Origin of the sequence: Mediterranea sp. An20, assembly GCF_002160055.1 — a bacterium.
Taxonomy (GTDB): Bacteria; Bacteroidota; Bacteroidia; order Bacteroidales; family Bacteroidaceae; genus Bacteroides; species Bacteroides avicola.
This window is the reverse complement of the sequence record NZ_NFJV01000004.1, coordinates 58,043-79,448: the sequence shown is the minus strand read 5'-3', so window position 1 is coordinate 79,448 and position 21,406 is coordinate 58,043. Positions and strand designations below refer to the sequence as shown.

The 21,406-nt window shown below is 53.7% G+C and carries 11 protein-coding genes; 5 read left to right on the top strand and 6 right to left on the bottom strand.

The genetic code is table 11. The features are described from left to right. The first annotated feature begins 24 nt into the window (after positions 1 to 24). Both B5F34_RS03945 and B5F34_RS03940 read left to right on the top strand, forming a co-directional pair. Positions 25 to 2,295: an ABC transporter permease gene (locus tag B5F34_RS03945; protein WP_087335285.1), complete on the top strand. Its 2,271-nt coding sequence runs from the start codon at positions 25 to 27 to the stop codon at positions 2,293 to 2,295. 33 nt (positions 2,296 to 2,328) lie between these two features. After that, the gene (locus B5F34_RS03940; RefSeq protein WP_087335398.1) at positions 2,329 to 3,003 is read left to right on the top strand and encodes an ABC transporter ATP-binding protein; all 675 of its coding nucleotides are present in this window, start codon (positions 2,329 to 2,331) and stop codon (positions 3,001 to 3,003) included. Between the two features lie 127 nt (positions 3,004 to 3,130). On the opposite strand, the gene topA is transcribed toward B5F34_RS03940, so the two are convergent. Next, complete coding sequence (gene topA, locus B5F34_RS03935) at positions 3,131 to 5,518, bottom strand: type I DNA topoisomerase (protein ID WP_087335284.1); 2,388 nt, start codon at positions 5,516 to 5,518, stop codon at positions 3,131 to 3,133. A gap of 446 nt (positions 5,519 to 5,964) precedes the next feature. Here topA and B5F34_RS03930 point away from each other — a divergent pair, with 446 nt between their 5' ends. Continuing rightward, positions 5,965 to 7,563 (top strand): sulfatase, encoded by a 1,599-nt coding sequence (locus B5F34_RS03930; RefSeq protein WP_239448795.1) that lies wholly within the window; start codon positions 5,965 to 5,967, stop codon positions 7,561 to 7,563. A 78-nt stretch (positions 7,564 to 7,641) separates the two neighbouring features. On the opposite strand, the gene B5F34_RS03925 is transcribed toward B5F34_RS03930, so the two are convergent. The 5 genes from B5F34_RS03925 to B5F34_RS03905 all read right to left on the bottom strand — a co-directional run bounded on the left by B5F34_RS03925 (position 7,642) and on the right by B5F34_RS03905 (position 16,773). Then, the gene (locus B5F34_RS03925) at positions 7,642 to 9,615 is read right to left on the bottom strand and encodes an alpha/beta fold hydrolase (RefSeq protein WP_087335280.1); all 1,974 of its coding nucleotides are present in this window, start codon (positions 9,613 to 9,615) and stop codon (positions 7,642 to 7,644) included. Between the two features lie 135 nt (positions 9,616 to 9,750). Then, positions 9,751 to 11,190: a sialate O-acetylesterase gene (locus B5F34_RS03920; protein WP_239448793.1), complete on the bottom strand. Its 1,440-nt coding sequence runs from the start codon at positions 11,188 to 11,190 to the stop codon at positions 9,751 to 9,753. A 288-nt stretch (positions 11,191 to 11,478) separates the two neighbouring features. Next, positions 11,479 to 13,110 carry a hypothetical protein gene (locus tag B5F34_RS03915; protein ID WP_087335276.1) on the bottom strand — a complete coding sequence of 544 codons (1,632 nt, stop codon included), beginning with the start codon at positions 13,108 to 13,110 and terminating at the stop codon, positions 11,479 to 11,481. A 78-nt stretch (positions 13,111 to 13,188) separates the two neighbouring features. Continuing rightward, positions 13,189 to 16,230: a tetratricopeptide repeat protein gene (locus B5F34_RS03910; RefSeq protein WP_087335274.1), complete on the bottom strand. Its 3,042-nt coding sequence runs from the start codon at positions 16,228 to 16,230 to the stop codon at positions 13,189 to 13,191. A 21-nt stretch (positions 16,231 to 16,251) separates the two neighbouring features. Then, positions 16,252 to 16,773 (bottom strand): NUDIX domain-containing protein, encoded by a 522-nt coding sequence (locus tag B5F34_RS03905; protein ID WP_087335271.1) that lies wholly within the window; start codon positions 16,771 to 16,773, stop codon positions 16,252 to 16,254. 449 nt (positions 16,774 to 17,222) lie between these two features. Here B5F34_RS03905 and B5F34_RS03895 point away from each other — a divergent pair, with 449 nt between their 5' ends. Continuing rightward, the gene (locus B5F34_RS03895; protein ID WP_087335267.1) at positions 17,223 to 19,490 is read left to right on the top strand and encodes a glycosyltransferase; all 2,268 of its coding nucleotides are present in this window, start codon (positions 17,223 to 17,225) and stop codon (positions 19,488 to 19,490) included. Between the two features lie 77 nt (positions 19,491 to 19,567). Beyond that, positions 19,568 to 21,406, top strand: coding sequence for an ABC transporter ATP-binding protein (locus tag B5F34_RS03890; protein ID WP_087335265.1), 1,839 nt, complete (start codon positions 19,568 to 19,570; stop codon positions 21,404 to 21,406).

Below are 21,406 nucleotides of genomic sequence, written 5' to 3'. Positions count from 1 at the left end.
AGAGACTTAAAAACTTGAAAGCGTATGATCTGGCATTATTTGAAAGTTGCTGTCCGGCAAATGTGGAAGTACAAGTCGCACCAGGTGATTTCTGCCTTGTGCCTGGCAGTGGGTATCATCTGCTTCAGTTATATGTGGATGATTATCGCTGCGGTGAACCAGGCGTATGAGTTGCCGGACTACGAACGGCGTGTTACCTTGTATATGGTAAAGGATAACCAAGTAACCCGGTCTCTTACGGGCAATGAAGTGTTGCGCTTGCAGGAAAACTTGTTGCCGATGGGCGTGAAGAACGTCTCTGCCTCTTCGTATCCCTACGACGGCGAAGTGGAAGTCATCGACAGCGAAGGCCGGATGACGCCCTATCTGGTCAGTCTGGCTTATGTCAATGCCTATAACTTTGCTTATCTGGACAAGACGGTACAGGGGCTGACCCGCGAACTGGAACCTTACGACGTGGTACTGTCGGCCTCGTTTGCCCGAAAGGCATTCGGTCGTGAGAATCCGGTCGGCCAGTCTCTGCGCTTCGGCGATGAGGCCACTTCCTTTAAGATTGTGGGCGTGGCCGATGATGTGCGTCCGGGCACCAAGCCTGTGGACTGTTACTTCTCTATGTCGCTGAACCCCGATGTACGCCTCTTCAGTCAGGTTCACGTTATTCTGCCCGAGAACCTGGACTATGAAGCTTTCCGGCAGCATGTGGAGCAGTGGGTGTGGCAGTCGGACGACGGGCAGTACACCATCCAGCTCCGGCGGATCAGCGACGGCGACATGGACCGCAAGTTGGCTCAGGGACTGGCCCTGCTGATAGCCTCCCTGATTCTGCTGTCCGGCATGATTAATTTCCTGAAGTTCGTCATCCAGACCTTCTTCAACCGGCAGCGTGAATTGGTGTTGCGCAAGTGCATGGGGTCCGGCCTGAAGGGACTGTACGGGCTTCTTGCTTCGGAGGTGTTTCTGATGATGACGTTGGCTTTCTTCCTTTCGCTGTTTCTCACGGAAGTGGTGTTTGCGTTGCTCAAGGACCGTCTGCCCGCCGATTTCCCCATCCTGCCCATTGGTGAGGTCTACCTCATCCAGTGCGGTGTCTATGTCGGGATATTGGTGGTCGGGTTGCTGGCGGCGTGCTTCCCTATGGTTCGCTTGAAACGCTCCACCCTCTATGCCTTCCTGCAGTCTACCCGGCGCAAGCATACGTTCCGCAACTGGATGATTGCCGTGCAGCTGTTCATCTCCATGTTCTTCTTGGGCGGACTTATTGTCATCAACATGCTGTGGGACGAAGTTGTCTTCGACGGATACCTGCCCTTGTCCCGCGCTGAACAGTCGAGGGTAGTGGTGCTTCCGGTCAATAGCCGCTACATGGAGCGGAACATCGGTGCCGTGCTGGACGAGGTGCGCCGGATGCCGGAAGTGGAGCGGGTGACATACACCAACATTTCTTCCTCCATCACCGATTTCAGCCTCATTGACTATCCCCGTCGGGATGGAGGCAAGAGCTTTGCGGTCATGCAGAACGGCTCGCCCGACTACTTCGCCTTCTTCAACATCCCGATGGAGGGCAAGCTGGTGTCGCCCGACGCCGGGCATCAGGTGTACGTGAGCCGCCGCTTCAAGCAGTTGCTGGACGAAGAGGGTTATGACGGCACGGTGTGTCTGGGCGATGTAGACTATCAGGTGGCAGGCGTCCACGAGGCCCTGTTTGCCGAAGTGGAGCAGAAAAATTACGTGGGTTCGGTGTTCTTCCCGTCGGCCACGGCGAAGATCTACTACATCCTGGTGGATGAGCACACGTCTGTCAGGGAGTTTCAGGAACGACTGTTGCAGCTGTGCCGGAAGTTCATCCCGGAGACACTGCCCGTTGATATTCACCTGTTGCCCGACGATGATGAAACGAAGGCGGCTATCGGCATGATGCAGATGGCGTTGACGGCCTTGGTTGTAGTGAGCCTGCTCTTGGTGGTACTGAGCATCTACTCTTCCATTTCGCTCGACACGCAGGGGCGGCGCAAGGAGGTGGCTATCCGCAAGATCAACGGCGCCCGTCCCGTCAACATCTTTTTCTTGTTTGCCAAGGTCTACCTGTATATCTTTGCCGTGACCTACGTACTGGCGTGCTGCCTGATTTATATTGTCGGCATACACATAGCCGGGCAGTTTGGAAGCGTGCGCAGCTGGCAATGGCCCGTCCTGCTCTTTGTGCTGATTACGCTGCTGCTGGCGGCTGTGTCGGGCTACAAAATCTGGCAAGTGATGAGGCTCAATCCGGCAGAAGTGATTAAGAATAACGAATAAATAACGATAAAATTCAAAACTTGAAGTATTATGATGATTAAGACAGTAAACCTGCAGAAAATCTTCCGCACGGAAGAAGTACAGACATTGGCCTTGTCCAATGTGAACATCGAAGTGAACGAAGGCGAGTTTGTGGCCGTCATGGGCCCGTCCGGTTGCGGCAAGTCTACCTTGCTCAACATCCTGGGGCTGCTGGACAACCCCACCTCCGGCGAGTATTACCTGAACGGCAAGGAAGTGTCGCGCTACACCGAGGCACAGCGCACCGACCTGCGCAAGGGAGTCATCGGCTTCGTATTCCAGAGCTTCAACCTGATTGATGAACTGAACGTGTATGAGAACATCGAACTGCCGCTGCTCTACATGGGCATTCCGGCTGCCGAACGCAAACGGCGGGTGGAGCAGGCTATGCAGCGTATGGGCATCATGCACCGCATCAAGCACTTTCCGCAACAGCTTTCCGGCGGTCAGCAGCAGCGCGTGGCCATAGCGCGTGCCGTGGTGGCGGGGCCGAAGCTCATCCTGGCAGACGAGCCAACGGGTAACCTCGACTCGAAGAACGGTAAGGAGGTGATGGAACTGCTGAAAGAACTGAACGCCGAGGGCACTACCATCGTTATGGTGACGCACTCGCAGCACGATGCAGGCTATGCCGACCGCATCGTCAACCTGTTCGACGGTCAGGTGGTGACAGAGACCAACTTATAGCAAACAAATGACAGAGTGCGTGCAGCCCTCTGACAATGAAAAGCAGAGCCTGCGAAGCGGTGCACATGAAGTTGCTCCGACTTTGCAGGCTCTGTCTGTTGTCTTAAACCTCCGGTTAGACCGGCAGTCAGGCTTTCGTTGTCTTGGTCTTGCTTGTTTTTTCTTCTTTACCAGCGGCAGCTTTGGGCGTGCGTTTCTTGCGCGTGGATACCTTCTCTGCCTGTAATTTGACCAGCTCCAGGCACGATGCCAGACTGAGGTCGGCCGGTTCGATACCGGCAGGAATCTTATAGTTGTTGCCCTTGTAGGCAATGTAGGGACCGTAGCGACCGTTCATGATTTCCAATTCCGGTTCCTCGTCAAACTTCTTGATGTGGCGCTTGGCTTCGGCCTCCATCTTCCCTTTCAGCAGGCCGACGGCTTCTTCCAGTGTGATGGCCAGGGGATCCATCTCTTTAGGAAGGGTGACGTAGATGCCGTGTCCGTGCACGTAAGGCCCGAAGCGTCCTGCACCTACGGTGACAGGCTGACCGTCGTAGTCGCCCAATGTGCGCGGCAGCTTGAAGAGGTCCAGCACCTCCTCTAATGTAATGGTTTCGATAGACTGGTCTTTGCGCAGCTGTGCAAAACGCGGTTTCTCGTCTTCGCCGGCGGCTCCTATTTGTGCCATAGGTCCGAAGCGTCCTATCTTGACCGATACCTGCTTGCCAGTCTTCGGCTCCTTGCCCAAGATTCGTTCGCCTGCCTTGTGCGGACTTTTGGCTGCCAAGGTGCTTTCTACGGAGGGGTGGAATTTATTGTAGAAGGTATGCAGTACGCCGGTCCATTTCTTTTCGCCTTCGGCAATTTCATCAAATTGTTTTTCTACCGTGGCGGTGAAGTTATAGTCCAGTATGTCGGGGAAGTATTCTGTCAGGAAGTCGTTCACCACCAAGCCCGTGTCGGTGGGCAGCAGCTTAGCCTTTTCGGCTCCGGCCATTTCGGTGCCTTGGGTGTCCGTCAGTTTGCCGTCGCGCAGGCAGAGCACGTCGTATGTCCGTTCTTCGCCCGGCTTGTCACCTTTCACCACATATTCGCGTTGCTGGATAGTGGAGATGGTAGGCGCATAGGTCGACGGGCGTCCGATGCCCAGTTCTTCTAATTTGCGCACCAAGCTGGCTTCGGTATAGCGCGGAGGATGCTGGCTGAAGCGTTCGGTAGCAGTGATTTCGCTGCACGCCAGCTTCTGTCCTTTCTTCAACGGCGGTAGCAGGCCAGCCTCATCTTCGTGCATGTCCGATTCCTCGTCCAGCGAGTCGCGGTAGACACGCAGGAATCCGTCGAACTTCACCACCTCTCCCGTAGCTGTGAACGTATCGCTCTGTCCGCCGATGCTGATGGTCACAGTGGTTTTTTCCAGTTCCGCGTCAGCCATCTGCGAAGCGATGGTTCGTTTCCATATCAGTTCATAGAGGCGTTTCTCCTGGTGGGTACCGTCAATCTTGGGATTGTCCATGTTGGTTGGGCGGATGGCTTCGTGTGCTTCCTGCGCGCCTTTGGTTCGGGTAGCGAAGTGGCGCGTGCAGACATAGCGTTCGCCCATCAGCCGGGTGATGGCTTCGCGGCTGCTGTGGATAGCAAATTCCGAGAGATTGACCGAGTCGGTACGCATATAGGTTATCATTCCCGATTCATACAGCCGTTGTGCCACCATCATGGTTTGTGCCACTGTGAAGCCCAGTTTGCGGGCAGCTTCCTGTTGCAGCGTAGAAGTAGTGAACGGTGCCGAGGGACTTTTGCGCAAGGGACGCGTAGTGATGTCGCTGATGGCGAACTGCGCCGAGCGGCAGTGTTCCAGGAATTGTTGCGCCTCAGCCTTGGTTTTGAAGCGTCGGGACAGTTCTGCTTTCAGTTCCGTCTGCTTGCCGTCGGCATCGGGCACCAGGAAGAGGGCCGTGACGCGGTAGGCTGCCTCGCTCTTGAAGGCATTGATTTCGCGTTCGCGCTCCACGATGAGGCGCACGGCCACCGACTGCACGCGTCCTGCCGAGAGAGCAGGCTTTACCTTGCGCCACAGCACGGGCGAGAGTTCGAAACCCACGATGCGGTCCAGCACGCGGCGTGCCTGCTGAGCATCCACCAGGTTGAGGTCGATGTGGCGCGGGTGTTCGATGGCGTTCAGGATAGCACTTTTGGTGATTTCATGGAATACGATACGTTTGGTATGTTCCGGATTCAGTTTCAGCACCTCATACAAGTGCCAGGCGATGGCCTCTCCTTCGCGGTCCTCATCGGAAGCCAGCCAGACAGTATCGGCTTTGGCGGCCTCTTCTTTCAGCTGGCTCACCAGCGACCGCTTGTCGGCAGGGATTTCATATTCGGGCTTGAAGTCGTGCGCCAGATCTATGCTGAATGCTTTCTTCTTCAGGTCGCGGATGTGTCCATAGCTGGACATCACTTTAAAATCTTTCCCAAGGAACTTCTCAATCGTTTTCGCTTTTGCCGGAGACTCGACAATGACAAGGTTTTTCTGCATAACTATCTTCTTTGTAGTGGCTTCTTTCACTGAATTTGCGGCAAATGTAGGAAAAAAAGATGCTTTCCACCTTATAATATAAGAAGTTTTTGCAATAAAAAACTTTGCTTCCTCTCTCCGGGGCCGTTTCCGGTCAGGGCTTCAGGTCGCCAGCCGGCATAAAAAGATTGCATCGCGACGCCCGTTTCTCTGTTGCAGACGTTTCGTTCTAATATAGAGGCAGTCTGCTTCCAAGCGCTAAGCCATTTGCTTCTAAAGTATTAACACGAAAGGGCATAGACCTGTAAGATTACTTAATCCGTGAAATCCGCACCTGATATAGTCTCTGTTGAAACAATTCCTTATTTGTTGGGCAGATTGTTGGCTAATCGGCGACAAATCTTTATCTTTGTCATCCTGTTTGCTATTGTCTGCTATCTAAAACAATCATACATAACAACATCAACATGAATAAAACCTTATTTATGAGCGGTGGGCTGATAGTTCCTGCCCTTCTGCTGACCGCCTGTGCCGGACAAAAAGAAAGTGTGAGTGCACAGAAACCTCTTAATATCATCCACATCATGACGGATGATCATTCGTATCAAACCCTCAGTGCCTACGGGCATGCCCTGGGAAAACTGGCACCCACGCCCCATCTGGACAGTCTGGCGGCGCAAGGCATGCTGTTCCGCCGGGCTTTTGTGGAAAACTCGTTGTCCACACCCAGCCGGGCCTGCCTGATGACAGGTCTGTACAGCCACCAGAACGGGCAACGGCAATTGGGAGCGGGAATCGACACCACCAAGACCTTCTTCTCTGAAATCCTGCAGCAACATGGCTACCAAACAGCCGTGGTGGGCAAATGGCACATGCTGTGCGAGCCGAAAGGTTTCGATTACTATCAGATTCTGTGGGACCAGGGAGAATACTACAACCCAGAATTCAAAAGCAGGGAAACCAACGGAAAATATGTGAAGCGGGAAGGATATGCCACTAAGCTGACCACTGACTATGCCATTGATTTTCTGGAACACCGTGACCCCGACAAACCTTTCTGCCTGCTTGTCCACCAGAAAGCGCCGCATCGCAACTGGATGCCCGAAGAGAAATACCTGCATCTGTATGACGATGTGGAGTTTCCTTATCCCGAAACCTTCTATGACGATTATGCCACGCGGTGCGAGCCGGCCCATACGCAGGAGATGCGCATCGCCGACCGGATGACTATGGTGTATGACCTGAAGCTGAACGGACTGAAAGACCAAAGCCCTTATAAGGACGAGTGGAACGTGGGGGGCATGCAGGCCTCCATCGACCGCATGGACGATGCACAACGCCGGGTCTGGGAGGCTGCCTACGAAGGACGGCTGCAAGAATTCCTGTCAGAAAAGCCTGCGGGGGATGAGCTGACCAGATGGAAGTATCAGCAGTACATCCGCGACTACCTGCGCTGCATCAAGACGATTGATGACGAAGTGGGACGGCTGATGGATTATCTGAAAGAACACGACCTGATGGATAACACGGTAATTGTCTACACCTCCGACCAGGGATTCTACATGGGCGAACACGGCTGGTTCGACAAGCGGTTCATGTACGAGGAATCTTTTCGCACTCCTCTGATCATCCGCTATCCGGGTAAAAAACAAGGGCTCGAAAACTATGACCTGGTGCAGAACATCGACTATGCTCCGACTTATCTGGATATTGCCGGTATCGAAAAGCCCAGTTACATGTCGGGCACGTCGCTTGTCCCGTTGCTGGATGGCGAGACGCCTGAAGACTGGCGGCAGTATCTCTACTATCACTATTACGACTATCCTGCCATACACATGGTGCGCCGTCACGATGGAGTACGCGACAGTCGCTACAAGCTGATTCACTTCTATGGCGGGAAGGAAGGGCAGCGTGATGCCGTAAACTGCAACGAGCTCTACGACCTGGAGAACGACCCCAACGAACTGCATAACCTCTATGGCGATCCGGCATACAAAGAAACGCAAGACCGCCTTCAGCAGCAGTTGGACCGTTTCCGTACGGATCTGAAAGTCGACGAGTTTTAGAGAGGAGAGTGTGGCATGCAGCGGTCTTTTCTGCTTTCTCCGTTTGCGTCAGGAGACCGCAGCATGCCATTGTTATGGTTATCTGTTTACTACAAAATTCCGGATTTGGCACTCATGCCCTTTCGAGGCAGGGTTCTTTTCCTTTGAGATGCGCAGCACCAACCGATGTCTGCCCGTCTCCAGTTCTGTTTCCAGCATGTAGACCCAAGGAATGTAGAGGTGGCTGCTCCAAGAAGTGAACGTGTCCAGGCGTTTGAATTTCCCGCCGTCTATGCTGTATTCCAAGATGCCTGCAGAAGGGCCGGGCGTGCAGAAGATGCCGATGGCTTTCCCCTCAAAGTCCAGTGTCAGTTTGTCTCCCGGCTGTGTGGCTTCCAACATCGGTACGTCCACAAAACCGCGCCGTTTCTCGTAGCTGTTGTCCGGATGCCAGGAGGCGACATACTTCCAGCCTTTGTTCAGCGTGGCCGCATCCAAGTCGATGAAGTCTCCCCGGTAATAACTGAAGGTGTCGAGCGGCTGTTCCGGAATGTTGTGCGGGCCGATGCTTGCATCCGGCGAGATTCCGGTCCACATCTTATCGAACAAATGGGCGATGGCTGCTGCGTAGAAGGTGTGCCCGAACGGAAGCGGGTGTGTCCCTCCGAAGTCTTCCCAGGTGAATTCCCCGGCTTCCATACGTTCGCTGATTTCCTGCGCCAGATTGATGGAAGGCACCAGGTAGTGATTGGCCACACGTTCGTGGTTCAGTATGACATCCGGTTGCTGACGCTTGGCCAGCATCGGTATGAAAGGGTCGTAGATGAAATGCAGCATCACGATGTCCGTCTCCGGATTCTCCAGCAGGGCATGGCGCACCTCTCCCTCCATGCCGCGCACCTGCTCTAAGGGCGAGAATCCGTTGGTGTGGTCGTTCACCGCCGCTTCTACGAACAACAAGTCTATTTTACCTTTCGATAGAATGTCATGTTGCAGGCGGAAGGCACCCGGTGTTGTTCCCGTAGAGCCGATGCCGGCTTCGATGAAGTCGAACTCCGTATAGGGGAAACGCTGCTTCAGTTGCTGTTCCACCATGTCTTTCCATCCTTTCATCTCCGTGATGGAGCCTCCCAGAAAAGCCACGCGCCCTTTCCGTTCCTTCTCGAACTTGACTAGTGAGTTTTGCAGGCTTCCGCGCACGTTGCAGTGTACGTAGGGTTTGTAGGACGACTGGTGGCGCAGGATGAAGTTGACTACGGGCTCCGGATTCTCCAGACTGTGCGGGTGGTGGTCGCCTCCTGGTTTCAGAATCACCTCCACCGGTGCGCCCAGTGTTAAGTAGCGCGAACGTAAAACCTCCATATTCTCTTCATAGGGAACAGTCCGGTCGCTGTCGCCGCACACGGCAAGGATGGGAACGCCCGCCTTGGCCAAAGGAGCCAAGTTGTCTATCGGATTTCCGGTAAACGAATCCATGTCTGCATCTGTCAGTTCCCATGCATCCAGCAGACCTTTCCACAGTTCGGTCTGCTTTCTTCCGGGCCAGCTGAACACGTCGCACACCGGAGCATCCAGATAGATGCAGGCCACCTTCTCCGGATGCTCTATGGCCCAGTTCAGCGCATACAGTCCTCCTCGGCTGAAGCCTTCTAAGGTAACCTTCTCCGAAAGGCGGTAGGTCTCCGTCACATATCGGTAGAAATCCGTTCCCTGTGCCACGGATTTCGGGCTGCCATAACAATGCGTCACGTCATAGTAAACGATATGGAAACCCTTCTCCAGCAGGGCTTTGTCTACGCTTGGAAACGCATCGAAGAAAGCCGGTCGCCAAATCCAGGGGCGTCCTTTGGCTGCCTGTTGCGGTTCTACCACGATGGCATCCCGTCCTTCGTATTGGAAATCGTGGCGCACACCACCGTTCCAGGTCTGTGTCCGGTCTTCTGACAATTCAGTGGAAACGTCGGCACACTGGGGCTGTTCATCATTGACTTTCACTACGCCGGGCGGGATGATTCGGGCGCTTATCCCTGCGCAGAAAGTCAGAATCAGCAGGGCTGAAATCATTCTCTTCATGGTCTTATTATTTTAGGAGTGATATAGCTTTATGTTCAGTTTGCATGAATCTGTCAGGCAGCCTTCCGTTGCGGCAGGCACCGGTCTTTTGCGGCTGCCTTTTGCAGTTTGCTTCCTATATGGATGCAGTTTGCTTCAAAGCTCTTTGCTTCCGGCTTCAACGGTATAGTCGGTACGGAACGGCGCCATCGGCAGTCCGTCTGCGTTGAACAGATTGCCGACGGTGGCATCGTCGAAACAGTAGCGCACCGCCAAGGGATGCTTGACTTTCGGCGAATAGACCTCCAGCATGTTTCCTTGGATGATACGCGCCTTTGCTGGGACAAAGACACCGTCTTCGCCTGCGATTGCCAACCCCTCAGGAGTTTTTCCCTTGCACACCAGACCGTTGTCGGCATGGTGGAAACGTAATACCGCCCTGTCCTTGCGGATTTCCATGCTCTCCAGCGTGGGGCTTTGGTAACCCTTGTCCCGTTTGCCGTAGGTCTCGCCCAGTGCCAGGTTGGCCAGCCGGATGCCTGCCTCCTGCTTCCGTGCCGGGTGAATGTTGCCATAGTCGCCTATGTCGTTGGTGACGACCATCCCCGTGCGCGGCACTTCGCGTGCCACCTGTTCCTGTGCCTCACGCACCAGTGCCGGTCCGTTGTTGGCAGACTGATAATTGTAAGGGGCTATCTGCACCAGATAGAACGGAAAATCCTGGCCGAAGCCGGTACGCCAGCTTGCTATCAGTTCTTTCATCAGGGCCGTGTAGTTCTGCGGGTAATCCCGGTTCGATTCCCCCTGATACCAGATGGCACCGGCGATTCGGTAGGGCAGGAGAGGGTGAATCATGCTGTTGTAGAGCGTACCCGGTTCGACCGGCCACCACGGACATATCCTCGATTTCAGGACAGCTTCCGTTTCGGGAGTACGGGACACACGTTCTTGCGGAATCCACACCTCTGCCGCAGTGCCTCCCCAGGCCGCGACAATCAGTCCGACGGGAACATCCAGTTGTTGTGCCAACTGCCTGCCGAAGAAATAAGCCACTGCGCTCCTCTTGCGCATGACATCGGGCGAACAACATTCCCAACGTGCCGCGCAGTCATCCTGCAACGTCCCGCTGCCTCGCTTTGGCAAGCTGAAAAAGCGAATCTGCGGATAATGGGCCGAACCGATTTCTTCCGCCTGGTTTATGATGCCGTTTCCCGGACTCCATTCCATGTTCGACTGTCCGCTGCAAAGCCACACCTCGCCCAGCATGACGTCTTTTAGCATGATTCCTTCGCTTTCATAGCCTTGTTGGAAGAAATGGAGCGTGTAGGGGCCTCCGTGGCGCGTGGTCCTTATTTTCGTTTTCCAGCGTCCGTCGTCTGCTACCTGTGCCATCACTGTGTCTTGCGACGACCAACTGCCTACTATCCGTACCGTGCTTTCCGCTTCTCCCCAGCCCCAGACCGGTACGAAATCTTGCTGTTGCAAGACAACATGGTCCGAGAATAGTGCAGGAAGTGAAATCTGTGTATGCGTCTGCGCGCTCAGGCTGATACCGACTCCCAGAGCCAGTGCGATAGCCATAACTGAATGTTTCATGATGTCCTGTTTTTATTAGAATATCATGCAAAAAAAGCCGGTTGAAAGAAAATCTCCAATGTAATATCTTACGAATAGAATGGACAATATGATGTTTCTTCGTTTCTGATGGGCATACAACGCCCTGCCTGGCATCGGTGGATGTCAGACACCTGGATATTGGGATACTGTGCCCGGATGGTTTGTCGGGCCCTCGTTTGGGACCAGCGTGAAAACTTCTACAGAGTGAACCGGCAAGACATGCGGGCCGGAATGTTGGGATGATTCCGACCCGCGCTGCCGATATGCTCAGAACCGCAACGTCACTCCTCCCACCACGTTGATGCCTTCTGTCGGGCAGAGCCACGAGTGGTAGTAATTCTTGTTCAGCAAGTTGTCTAAACGGGCATAGATGGCAAAGTTCTTGAAGAAACTGTAGTTGGCGCCGACGTAGAGGTTGCTGACTGGGTCGATGCTCCAGCCACCGGCATCGGTGCGGCTCTCGATGAGGTAGCCTACCTGCACATGCAGCGGTGTAATGGGACGTATCTCCAGACGGAAGTTTCCTTCGAAGGCGGGTTTGAAAGCCAGCGCTCCAGCCTGTTTCTCCTCGTCGGTAGCCGACCAGTTGCGGTAGCACCCTTCAGCCGTGAAGGTTACAATGTCGCGGTAGCTGTAGGTCAGTTCGGCACCGGCATAGAAGTTGTCGGTGTTCCACACTCCGAAGGTAGGGATGAAGGTATCCAATGCTCCGGGCAGGCGGAAGAAGAGGTCGTCTTTCAGATTCTGGTAGCCGCCGTAGAGGTGCAGGCCGAAACCGGCAAGCGTACCCACACGCACACCCAATGCGGCGTTGAGCTGCTCATACGTGGCATCCAGCTGGGCGGTAGGTTCGGCATAGGGACTGAGGGCCTCCAGGCGGCGGAAGTCGTTGAGCAGGCGACCGCCGCGTGCCTGCACATAGAGAGTGGTGCGGGCGGGAAAGGCATATTGCACAAGCACGTCAGGCGATACGCGGAACTTCTGGCCGAAGCTGAAGGCGGGGTCTACGTGTACGCCGGCACGCAGTTTCCAGCCGTTGGCTTCGTAGGCGTAGTAGGGGGTGAGGCTCAGGGGGGTATAGTCCTGATAGAGATTATGCCGGTAGAACAGGTTGTTCATCTGCAGGTCCACGCCCACTTGTTGGTTTTCGGCCACGGTGCCCCAGATGTCGGCACGGGTGCGCACGGCCACTTCCTGTGCATCGCTGTTTGGATAACCCTGCTTTCGTTGGTAGAGCAGCAGGTTGGTCTCGGCACGGAACTGCACGGGCAGACTTTCATCGTGCGAACCTACTCCGATATGTACATCGCCTGAGGTGAGTTTCTGTCTCGAAGCCACTCCACCGGGCAGCATGGCAAAATTGCGCAATCCGAAATGCCCCGCTGCGTTCAGGCTCACACGGTCGAAGCGGTGCGTGTAGTCCAGAGCGGCACGGGTGTGGTAGTGGAAGGCATCCCACAGGTATGCAGGGTCGCCTGTCTCCAGTTCGCCATTCATGCCGTCCATAGCGAAAGTCACGTTGAGGCGGTCGCGTTGGCCGAACAAGAAGAGATAGTTGGCGCGCACGTCTAAGTTGTTGTAGTTGCCGTAGCCCACACGCAGGTAGCCGGGCGTGGCGCGTCTCAGTTGTTCCTGTGCGGAGAAGGCCTGCAGAGTATCGGCGGGAATCTGCGTGGCAGGTGCGGGAGCCGCGTCATACTCCACCGGCCGCGGGGTGATTTCGGGTTCTTCCACGCGCGGCAGGGCATTTACCTTGGCAGCATCGCGGATGAGGGGTGCATATTCCTGTTCTACCACTACCGTACGGTTCAGAGTGGTGTCGGGTTGTTGGGTCTGTGCCCTCAATGCTGCAGGCAACAGCAGGCAGGCGGCGAGGGCGTATGTCAAGTTTCTTTTCATCTTTTTCTTTATACTTTGGGTTCTTAGCTAAGTAGGGTTGTTTCCGTTCCGGTGGAGGAGTGGCACAAACTGCCGGGCTTATTTCAGTTTCTCCAACCGTTCTGTAATCATCTGCTGGATGTCATCTTTCTCCTGGTAGTTCTGCTGTAGACTGAGCAGGTATTGGCGGGCCTCCAGTTTCTTGTCCATGGCCACGTAAGCATCCGACAAGAGGACGAAGGTACGTGCCAGCCAATAGGCATGTGGCGTGCTTTGGTCGATGAAGTCCAGCGCTTCCTTTTCGGCATCGGCATAATTGCCGGCATCATAGAGCAGTTGGGCCAGTCGGTATTTGGCTTCGGCGCCCTGCTGGGTACGAGTGTCGGCAGCCAGCGCACGCAGGTCGTCGGTGGCGCGGACCGTGTCGTTCTGGTTCAGGAGTGCCTTGGCACGGTCGTAACGCGCTTCGTTCTGCAGTTCGGCAGTCAGGTTACTTTCGGCGAGCAGCGCGGTGGCTGCTTCTACGGTAGCAGCATCATCGGCCAGCAGATATGAGCAGCGCAACACGCCCACCATGCCCAATTGTCGGCGTTCGGGGGTCGTGGCTTTGGTCTGCAACTGGCGGTAGTCGGTGCGGGCTTCTTCGTATTGCTTGCGGTTGAAGAGCACTTCGCCGCGCATCAGCAGAGCTTCTTCCGAGTAAGGACTGTCGGGATAGGCGAGCACCTTGCCTGCATGCAACAGCACACCTTCTTCATCGCCCTGTTGTTTGGCAATGACACAGAGCCGATAGTGCGAATCAAGGCTGAAAGCCCCGTCGGGATATTGTTGCAGATAGTGGGTGAAGCTCTCCTTGGCCGGTGCCACGTCGCCCTTCATATACTGGCGGTCGGCAGCGGCGTAGGTCAGCGAATCCTGTTCGCTGGCTTCCACGCGTATTCCTCCCGGCAACTGCTCGGCCAGTCGGGCAAACTCATCCACACGGTTGGTCTCGACATAGAGCGATTTCAGGTCGCGCAGGGCCAGTCGCGCTTCTTCGCTGCCCGGATAGTGTGTGAGGACATATTTGTAGGCTTCTACGGCCTGGTCATATTGATTCTCCTGGTAATAGAGGAGTCCGATTTCGGCAGCAGCCTTGCGGGCGGCAGGACTTTCGGGATGTTGTTCCAGCAACTGGCGGAAAGTGGCGATGGCTTGCGTGCTTTGACTTGCCTGCACGAAAGAGCGTCCTTTCTCATACAGCGCATTTGTGGCGTAGGCCGATTGCGGATAACGCGCCGCCAGTCGGTCCAGCAGGTTTACCTTGCCGCCATAATCTTTCTGCAGGCCAGCCACCAATGCCTGTTGGTAGAGCGAGTAGTCGCCTGTGGGCATATCCAGTTTCTCGGCCGTAGCATAGTACTGGCGTGCTTCGCCAAAACGCCGTCCCTGCAGGCAACAGTCTCCCAGTCGGTTATAGGCATCGGCCAGGGCGGCGCGGTTTTCGCCAGTCTCTAAGCGTACATAACGCGACAGCCGGCTTTCGGCGGCGGCGTAGTTCTGTTGGTGGAAAGCTATGTAGCCCAAGTTGTAATAAGCCAGTGCATACATCTCGCCGCTGCGTTGCGTGGTGCTGTTCAGGTAGGTGTCGAAGGCAGAGGCGGCCTGTGTCAGGTTGCCGGAACGATACAAGGCTTCGCCTCCCCAATAAGTCGCTTTGTCGCGCAGGTCCCGTCCCTGGCTGCCTTGCGAGGCGGCGAGTGTTTGTGCCTGGCGGAAGTAGCCGGCTGCACCGCTGAAGTCGGCATTGGCAAAAGCCTGCGTGCCCAATTGGAAGAGAATGCGTGCCTTGGCGCGCAGGATACCGGCGTTGGGTGTGCGGATGCGGTCGATGGATTGCAGGGCGGCTTCGTAGCTTCGTGTACTCATGTAAACGTCTACCAGATAGCTGCTGACGCGGTCGGTATAGGCCGATTCGGGAAACTCATTGAGGAAGTTCTCGAAGACTTTCACCGATTCGCCGAAGGCCGAGTAGGCCGTTTCGTGGATGCAGAGGGCATAGTTATAGGCAGCCTGTTCCTTCACGTGACGGTCGGCATCAGATACGGCAGCTTGTTCGAAAGCCATGCGTGCCTGGTTCTTCTCGCCCATCTTCAGGTAAGCGAGCCCCATGTGCAGGTAGGCATTCTGCGACAAGGCATCGTTCTCCAGCGTAACCCATCCCAAGGCATCAGGCACCTTGGAATAGACACCGCAGCGGTAGCAGGCCATGCCTTGCAGATAAGAAGCATCGCGGCGGGGCCGTTCTGTGGAAGCAGCATATTTCTCCAGCGAAGCCATGGCTTCCTGGTATTTTCCGAAATGGTATTGGGCCGTGCCCAGCACCCGCTGCATTTCAGAGGCATGCTTCTCCGACGGATAGGCCGAGAGATAATTCTGCGCCACGATTTCCGCCTTGTCATACTGCTGTTTGGCCAGGTAGATTTCGGCGATGTAGTAAGGCGCCAATGCCTGATATTTGGCGTGGCTTTGCAGCGAGAGGAATCCTTGCAGCGCCTCATCGTAGCGCTGCTGCGTATAACGGATGTAAGAAAGATAATACGTGCAGTCGCCGTCATAGCGGGCCGACATGGCCTGTAGGGCAGAGAACCATGCGGCAGCTTCCTGCAAGTCGCCCGTCTGAAGATAACAGGTAGCCAGGCGGTAGGTCATGTCGTCGCGTTCGTCGGCCTCCAGCCAGTCTAAGCGTGTCTGCCGGAAGACGGAGAGGGCCGTTTCATAATCTTGTTTGAAGAAGTAAGTAGAGGCGACAAGGGCCTGCAGGCGGTTGGCATGAGGCGTGTCGGGGTTTTCTTCCAGATAGGCACGGAGCAGTCCTGTGCTTTGCGGATTGCCCAGTTCATAGGCGGCACACACCAGCATGTATTCGGCCTCGGCGCGTTGTGTGGCTTCGGTAGCTGGCAGGCGTCCGCTTCCAGTCTGTTTCAAGTAGGCTTCTAAGGGCGAGAGAGCAGCCGCGTAAGCCTTTTGCCGGAACAGTTCGTAGCCTTCGTTGTAAAGCTGTTGAGGAACAGGGACTTTGTCCGTCTTCTGTGCCCATGCCGACAGAGGCATGCAGCAGAGGGCCAGGCCCAGTATGCGTGAAAATGATTGTTTCTTCATCGTTGTTTTCAATAAAAAGAGTTATATCGATTGCAGGAAAATGCCGATTCCCTTTCGGATAGATTCCAACCCGAAATCTTCCGGGCGTATGTCGGCCAATGGCATGAAGAAGGCGTCGGCTGCATCGTCCATCGCCCGGAAGCGGCTTGTGTCTGCCACCTGGCAGCGGAAGAACATATCCAGCGTGTGCACCATAAATCCGGAGTAGAGGTAGAGGTTGGGAAGCGAGAAGAGGTAGTCGGCGCGTTGCACGTCCAGTCCTGTTTCTTCCTTCACTTCGCGGATGACGCCTTCCTCGCCGGTTTCAAACATGTCTACAAAACCGCCCGGCAGGTCCAGCGTGCCTTTGGCTGGCTCTTTGCCACGGCGACACACAAGCAATTCCCCGCGTTCGTTGAAGATAAGGGCTACCGTGGCCGACGAGGGGTTGAAGTAGTAGGTGAATCCGCAGTCGGCACAGTGTTTGGACTTGCCGTTGTGTACCTCAAAGCGCGTCGAGCCGCACTTGGGGCAAAAGCGGAATTGGGCAAGAGGGTGTTCCATAATTTATAGTGTATGTATTTAGAATACGATGGTCCGGTTTGGGATTTTACTCCCTAAAAAAGCCGGATTTCGGGGCAAAGATAGAAAATACAAGCATAAGTTGGCTGTTTTTTGAGTTTTTTTGCCGGTTGGATGCAGTATAAGCATTACTTTTGCATTCTCTTTAGGGTCTGTATGTTTTTGCTTGGCCTGATTTTGAATCCTATGCCCGAAGACATTTTCTCTTTTGTCGGCAGGAGCGTAACTGGCTACGGTGACAGAAGATTGCAGGAAAAGAGACCGGAAAGAGGCCTAAAGCGGTTGAATAAAAACCTTTAAAGGGAATATGAAAACAGGCTTTAAGCGAAACTGGCTTATGAAAATGGTAGTCGCTTTCAGTGATGGGAGCAAGAGTTGTGTGATGCGTGATTGTATTTTTTAGTAGTGAAATTCAAAAGCAAAAGCGAGTGATGAAATTCATTAAGAAGTTATTACTGTGGCAAGGCGGGGAATGCAGGAAGAAGAGTTGCCATAAAGCTGGTGGAATATCGGATGAAAGCAATGCATGCCGTAATCCCTTAATCAGCATTATCGTGGCAAGCTATAATTATGCATCTTATATCGGACAGACCCTTGATTCGATTTTAAGCCAGACTTATGCGAATTTCGAAGTAATCGTGGTGGACGATGGATCGACAGACGATTCCGTTGCCGTGATCAGCCGTTATCTGACCGATGGAAGGGTGCGGTTATACACGCATCCGGGAGGTGTCAATAAGGGACTGTGTGAGACCGTCAAACTGGGTATTGAGCAGTCGAAGGGAGAATATGTGGCTTTTTGTGAGAGCGATGACCTTTGGCATCCCCGCTATTTAGAGAAGAAAGTGGAAATCATCCACACTTACAGAAACGTCGGCATCATTTCCAACAATGTGGAGCCCTTTGGTGATGAAGAAGCCATCAACGACCGTATCGGATATTTGAGAGCCATCAATGCCTCTTTGGCGGTGGGTGGTAACAAATTGGACATCAGCCGAAACAAGAAGAAGTTTTTCAACTATATACCTACATTCTCTGCCGTAATGATAAGAAAAGACATTCTTGCACCGTTGGATTATCACTCGCCTACGGATGCTTGGATTGACTTTTGGCTGTATCGGCAAATTCTGAAGAATCACCAGCTGTTCTACACCGATGAAAAACTGACCTTCTGGCGTATGCACGACTCCCTGAATGGTATGAGCGGAGCGAGAGACCATGTGCGGAAAGGCGACTTGTTTATGGCATTGAGCGACCGTCTGCTTGGCATCAGGCCTTCGCTGTCTACACGACGGAATCTGAGGCGGCTGGAGAAATCTGCTTATTGGGATGAAAACTATTATAAGGAGCATTACGGACATCTGCTGAAGGGGGCTGGACCTCTTGAGCATTACTATTATTTAGGTTGGAAGGAAGGCTGCAATCCTTCTTCTGCGTTTTCCAACGATGCCTATTTGAATTATTACATGGACCTGCAGGGTGGAAAGATGAATCCACTGTTGCATTATGAACGGTTGGGAAAGAAAGAAAAGCGGAAAATCTTTGCGACACACCAATGTCAGGAAATGCCTGTAACCGCTGAGGATATTCAAAAGATTGCGGAAAGCGGAGCCCGAAATGTCTTGTTTATCAGCCATGAACTGACACTGACCGGTGCCCCCCGGGCTTTGCTGAATATGATTGTGGTGGCAAAGAAGGCAGGGATAAACCCGGTGCTTGTGTCATTGGCGGCAGGACCTATGGAACATGAAATCAATGAACTGGGCATTAAACTCTTTGTCCTGCCTTTTATGCGGACGCGCTTGTTGTTCGGCGACAGACAGTTGGAACAATTCTTGTCTGTTTTCGACAGTATCGTGTTCAATACTTTGGTCACCATTCCCTTGGTGAAGAACATGTCTCGCATCAAGGCGCAGAAAATATGCTGGCTGCACGAAGGAAGGGTCAGCTACAGGCAGTGTGCGAGCTGTTGGGACTTGTCCGAGTTCTTCCCTTTCTTTGACCATGTTTATTCCGTGGGCGATTATGCCGCTTCCTTTGCTGCTTCGTATCTTCCGGGAAACATGCAGGTTGAGCAACTCCTGTACGGCATTCCTGATGAGGTGGAGGACGCCGGTTGTCAGGATACAATTTCTGAAGATGGTTCCGATGGCAAGGTCAGGTTGCTTTTCCCCGGCACACTGAGCAGACGGAAGGGGTATAAGGTCTTTCTGAAATCCCTGAAGTACCTGTCGCCTAAAGTGCGCGGGCAGTTTACGGTGTATATCGCGGGTGCTCCTGCCGACAGGCGGATTACGAGGCTGATAAAGCTTTGTCCCTATTCGTGTCTTCGTTATTTGGGCGAACTCAACCATGACGAGTTGCTGAAGCTCTACCCGAAGGTGGATGTGGTGCTTTGTCCTTCTTTGGACGATCCCATGCCTATCGTCTGTACGGAAGCGATGATGTTTTCGAAACCGGTGGTGGTGACAGACCATACGGGAACGGCCGCTTTGGTCAAGGATGGCGTGTCGGGGTATATTGTTCCCTCCGGCAGTCCCAGGCTGTTGGCCAAGGCCTTGAAGCAAGTATATGTGCAGAGAGACCGGCTTTCGGCCATGGGAAAGAATGCCCGTCAGATTTATGAAGCGGATTTCACTATGGAGATTTTTCAGGAACAGGTTAAAAAGATATTTGGCAATGGTATGAGTGCTTCTTAAAAAATGTACTTCTTGTTTGAGAAGTATGGTATGTATTGTATTTTTTGTACCTTTGCCCCGTTATTCAACACAACATTATGCTGAAACAATTCTTTTCCCTCTTGGGACGTTACATGAGGCCCTATCGGAAATATCTGACTTGGGCGGTGATTTTGAATTTTGTGTCGCAGTGGCTCAACGTGTTTTCTTTCATGGCCATTATCCCTATACTGAACATCCTGTTTAAGATAGATACCAAGGTCTACCATTATCAGGATATGAGTCTGGCCGACTTCGACAAGGACGTGCTTATCAATAACGCTTATTGGTGGATTGGCAATTTCATCAGCGAAAATGGTCCTTTCCTGACCTTAGTCATGTTGGGAGGCTTGCTCATTTGTATGACGCTTCTCAAAACGGCCGGTTATTTTGCGTCGTCGGCTGTCATGGTGCCGTTGCGTACAGGTATCGTGCGCGACATCCGCACCGAGGTCTACAACAAGGTGTTGCGTTTGCCCCTCAGTTTCTTCTCGGAAGAGCGCAAGGGAGATATTATCGCCCGTATGAGTGCCGATGTGACTGCCGTCGAGAGTTCGCTTACCAGTTCTATTGATATGTTGCTGCGCAATCCCATCGCGCTGGTCATTTATTTCTCCACGCTGTTTGCCATCAGCTGGCAGATGACGTTGTTTGTCATCGTCGTGTTGCCGCTGGCGGGTTGGCTGATGGGAGTTATCAGCCGCAAACTGAAACGGCAGTCATCGGTTGCGCAGGCACAGTGGGGCGACATCATGTCGCAGTTGGACGAGACATTGGGCGGTCTGCGCATCATCAAGGCTTTCATTGCCGAGAAGAAGATGTCCGCCCGTTTTGCCAAGACCAACAACGAATACCGTGATGCCATGAATGCCATGGTCATCCGTCAGAGTTCGGCGCATCCCATGAGTGAGTTCCTGGGTACTTGTGTCATCGTCATTGTGCTGTGGTTCGGTGGTTCGCTCATCCTGGGGACAGATTATGCGCCGATGGATGCCGCCACATTCATCTTCTATATGATTATTCTCTACAGCATCATCAACCCCTTGAAAGAATTTGCCAAGGCATTCTATAATGTTCCCCTCGGTTTGGCCAGCATGGACCGTATCGACATGATTCTGAAGGCTGAGAATCCTATCAAAGAACCGGTCAATCCCTTGCCGCTGAAAAGCTTCGAAAGCGGCATCGAATTCCGCGACGTCAGCTTCAGTTATGTAGAAGGCCGTCCTGTGCTGAAACATATCAATCTGGTGGTGCCCAAAGGAAAGACCATTGCCCTGGTAGGCCAGTCGGGTTCGGGCAAGTCTACGCTGGTCGACCTGGTGCCACGCTACCACGATGTGCCGGAAGGTGCGGTGTTGATTGACGGTAAGAACATCAAAGACGTATCTATCCAAGAGTTGCGTTCACTTATCGGCAATGTCAACCAAGAGGCCATTCTTTTTAACGATACGTTCTACAACAACATTACTTTCGGTGTGGAGAACGCCACCATGGAGCAGGTCATTGAGGCGGCCAAGATTGCCAACGCCCACGACTTCATCATGGAGACGGAACATGGCTACGATACGATGATTGGCGACCGTGGCGGACGTTTGTCCGGTGGTCAGCGCCAACGTGTCAGCATTGCCCGCGCCATCCTCAAGAACCCGCCCATCCTGATTCTTGACGAAGCGACCTCTGCCCTCGACACCGAAAGCGAACGGCTGGTGCAGGAGGCTTTGGAACGGCTGATGAAGTCGCGTACCACCATTGCCATTGCCCACCGCCTGAGCACCATCAAGAATGCCGATGAAATCTGCGTGCTCTACGAGGGCGAGATAGTGGAACGCGGCACGCACGATCAGCTCATTGCCCTCAACGGTTATTACAAGAAGCTGAACGACATGCAGAGTCTGTAA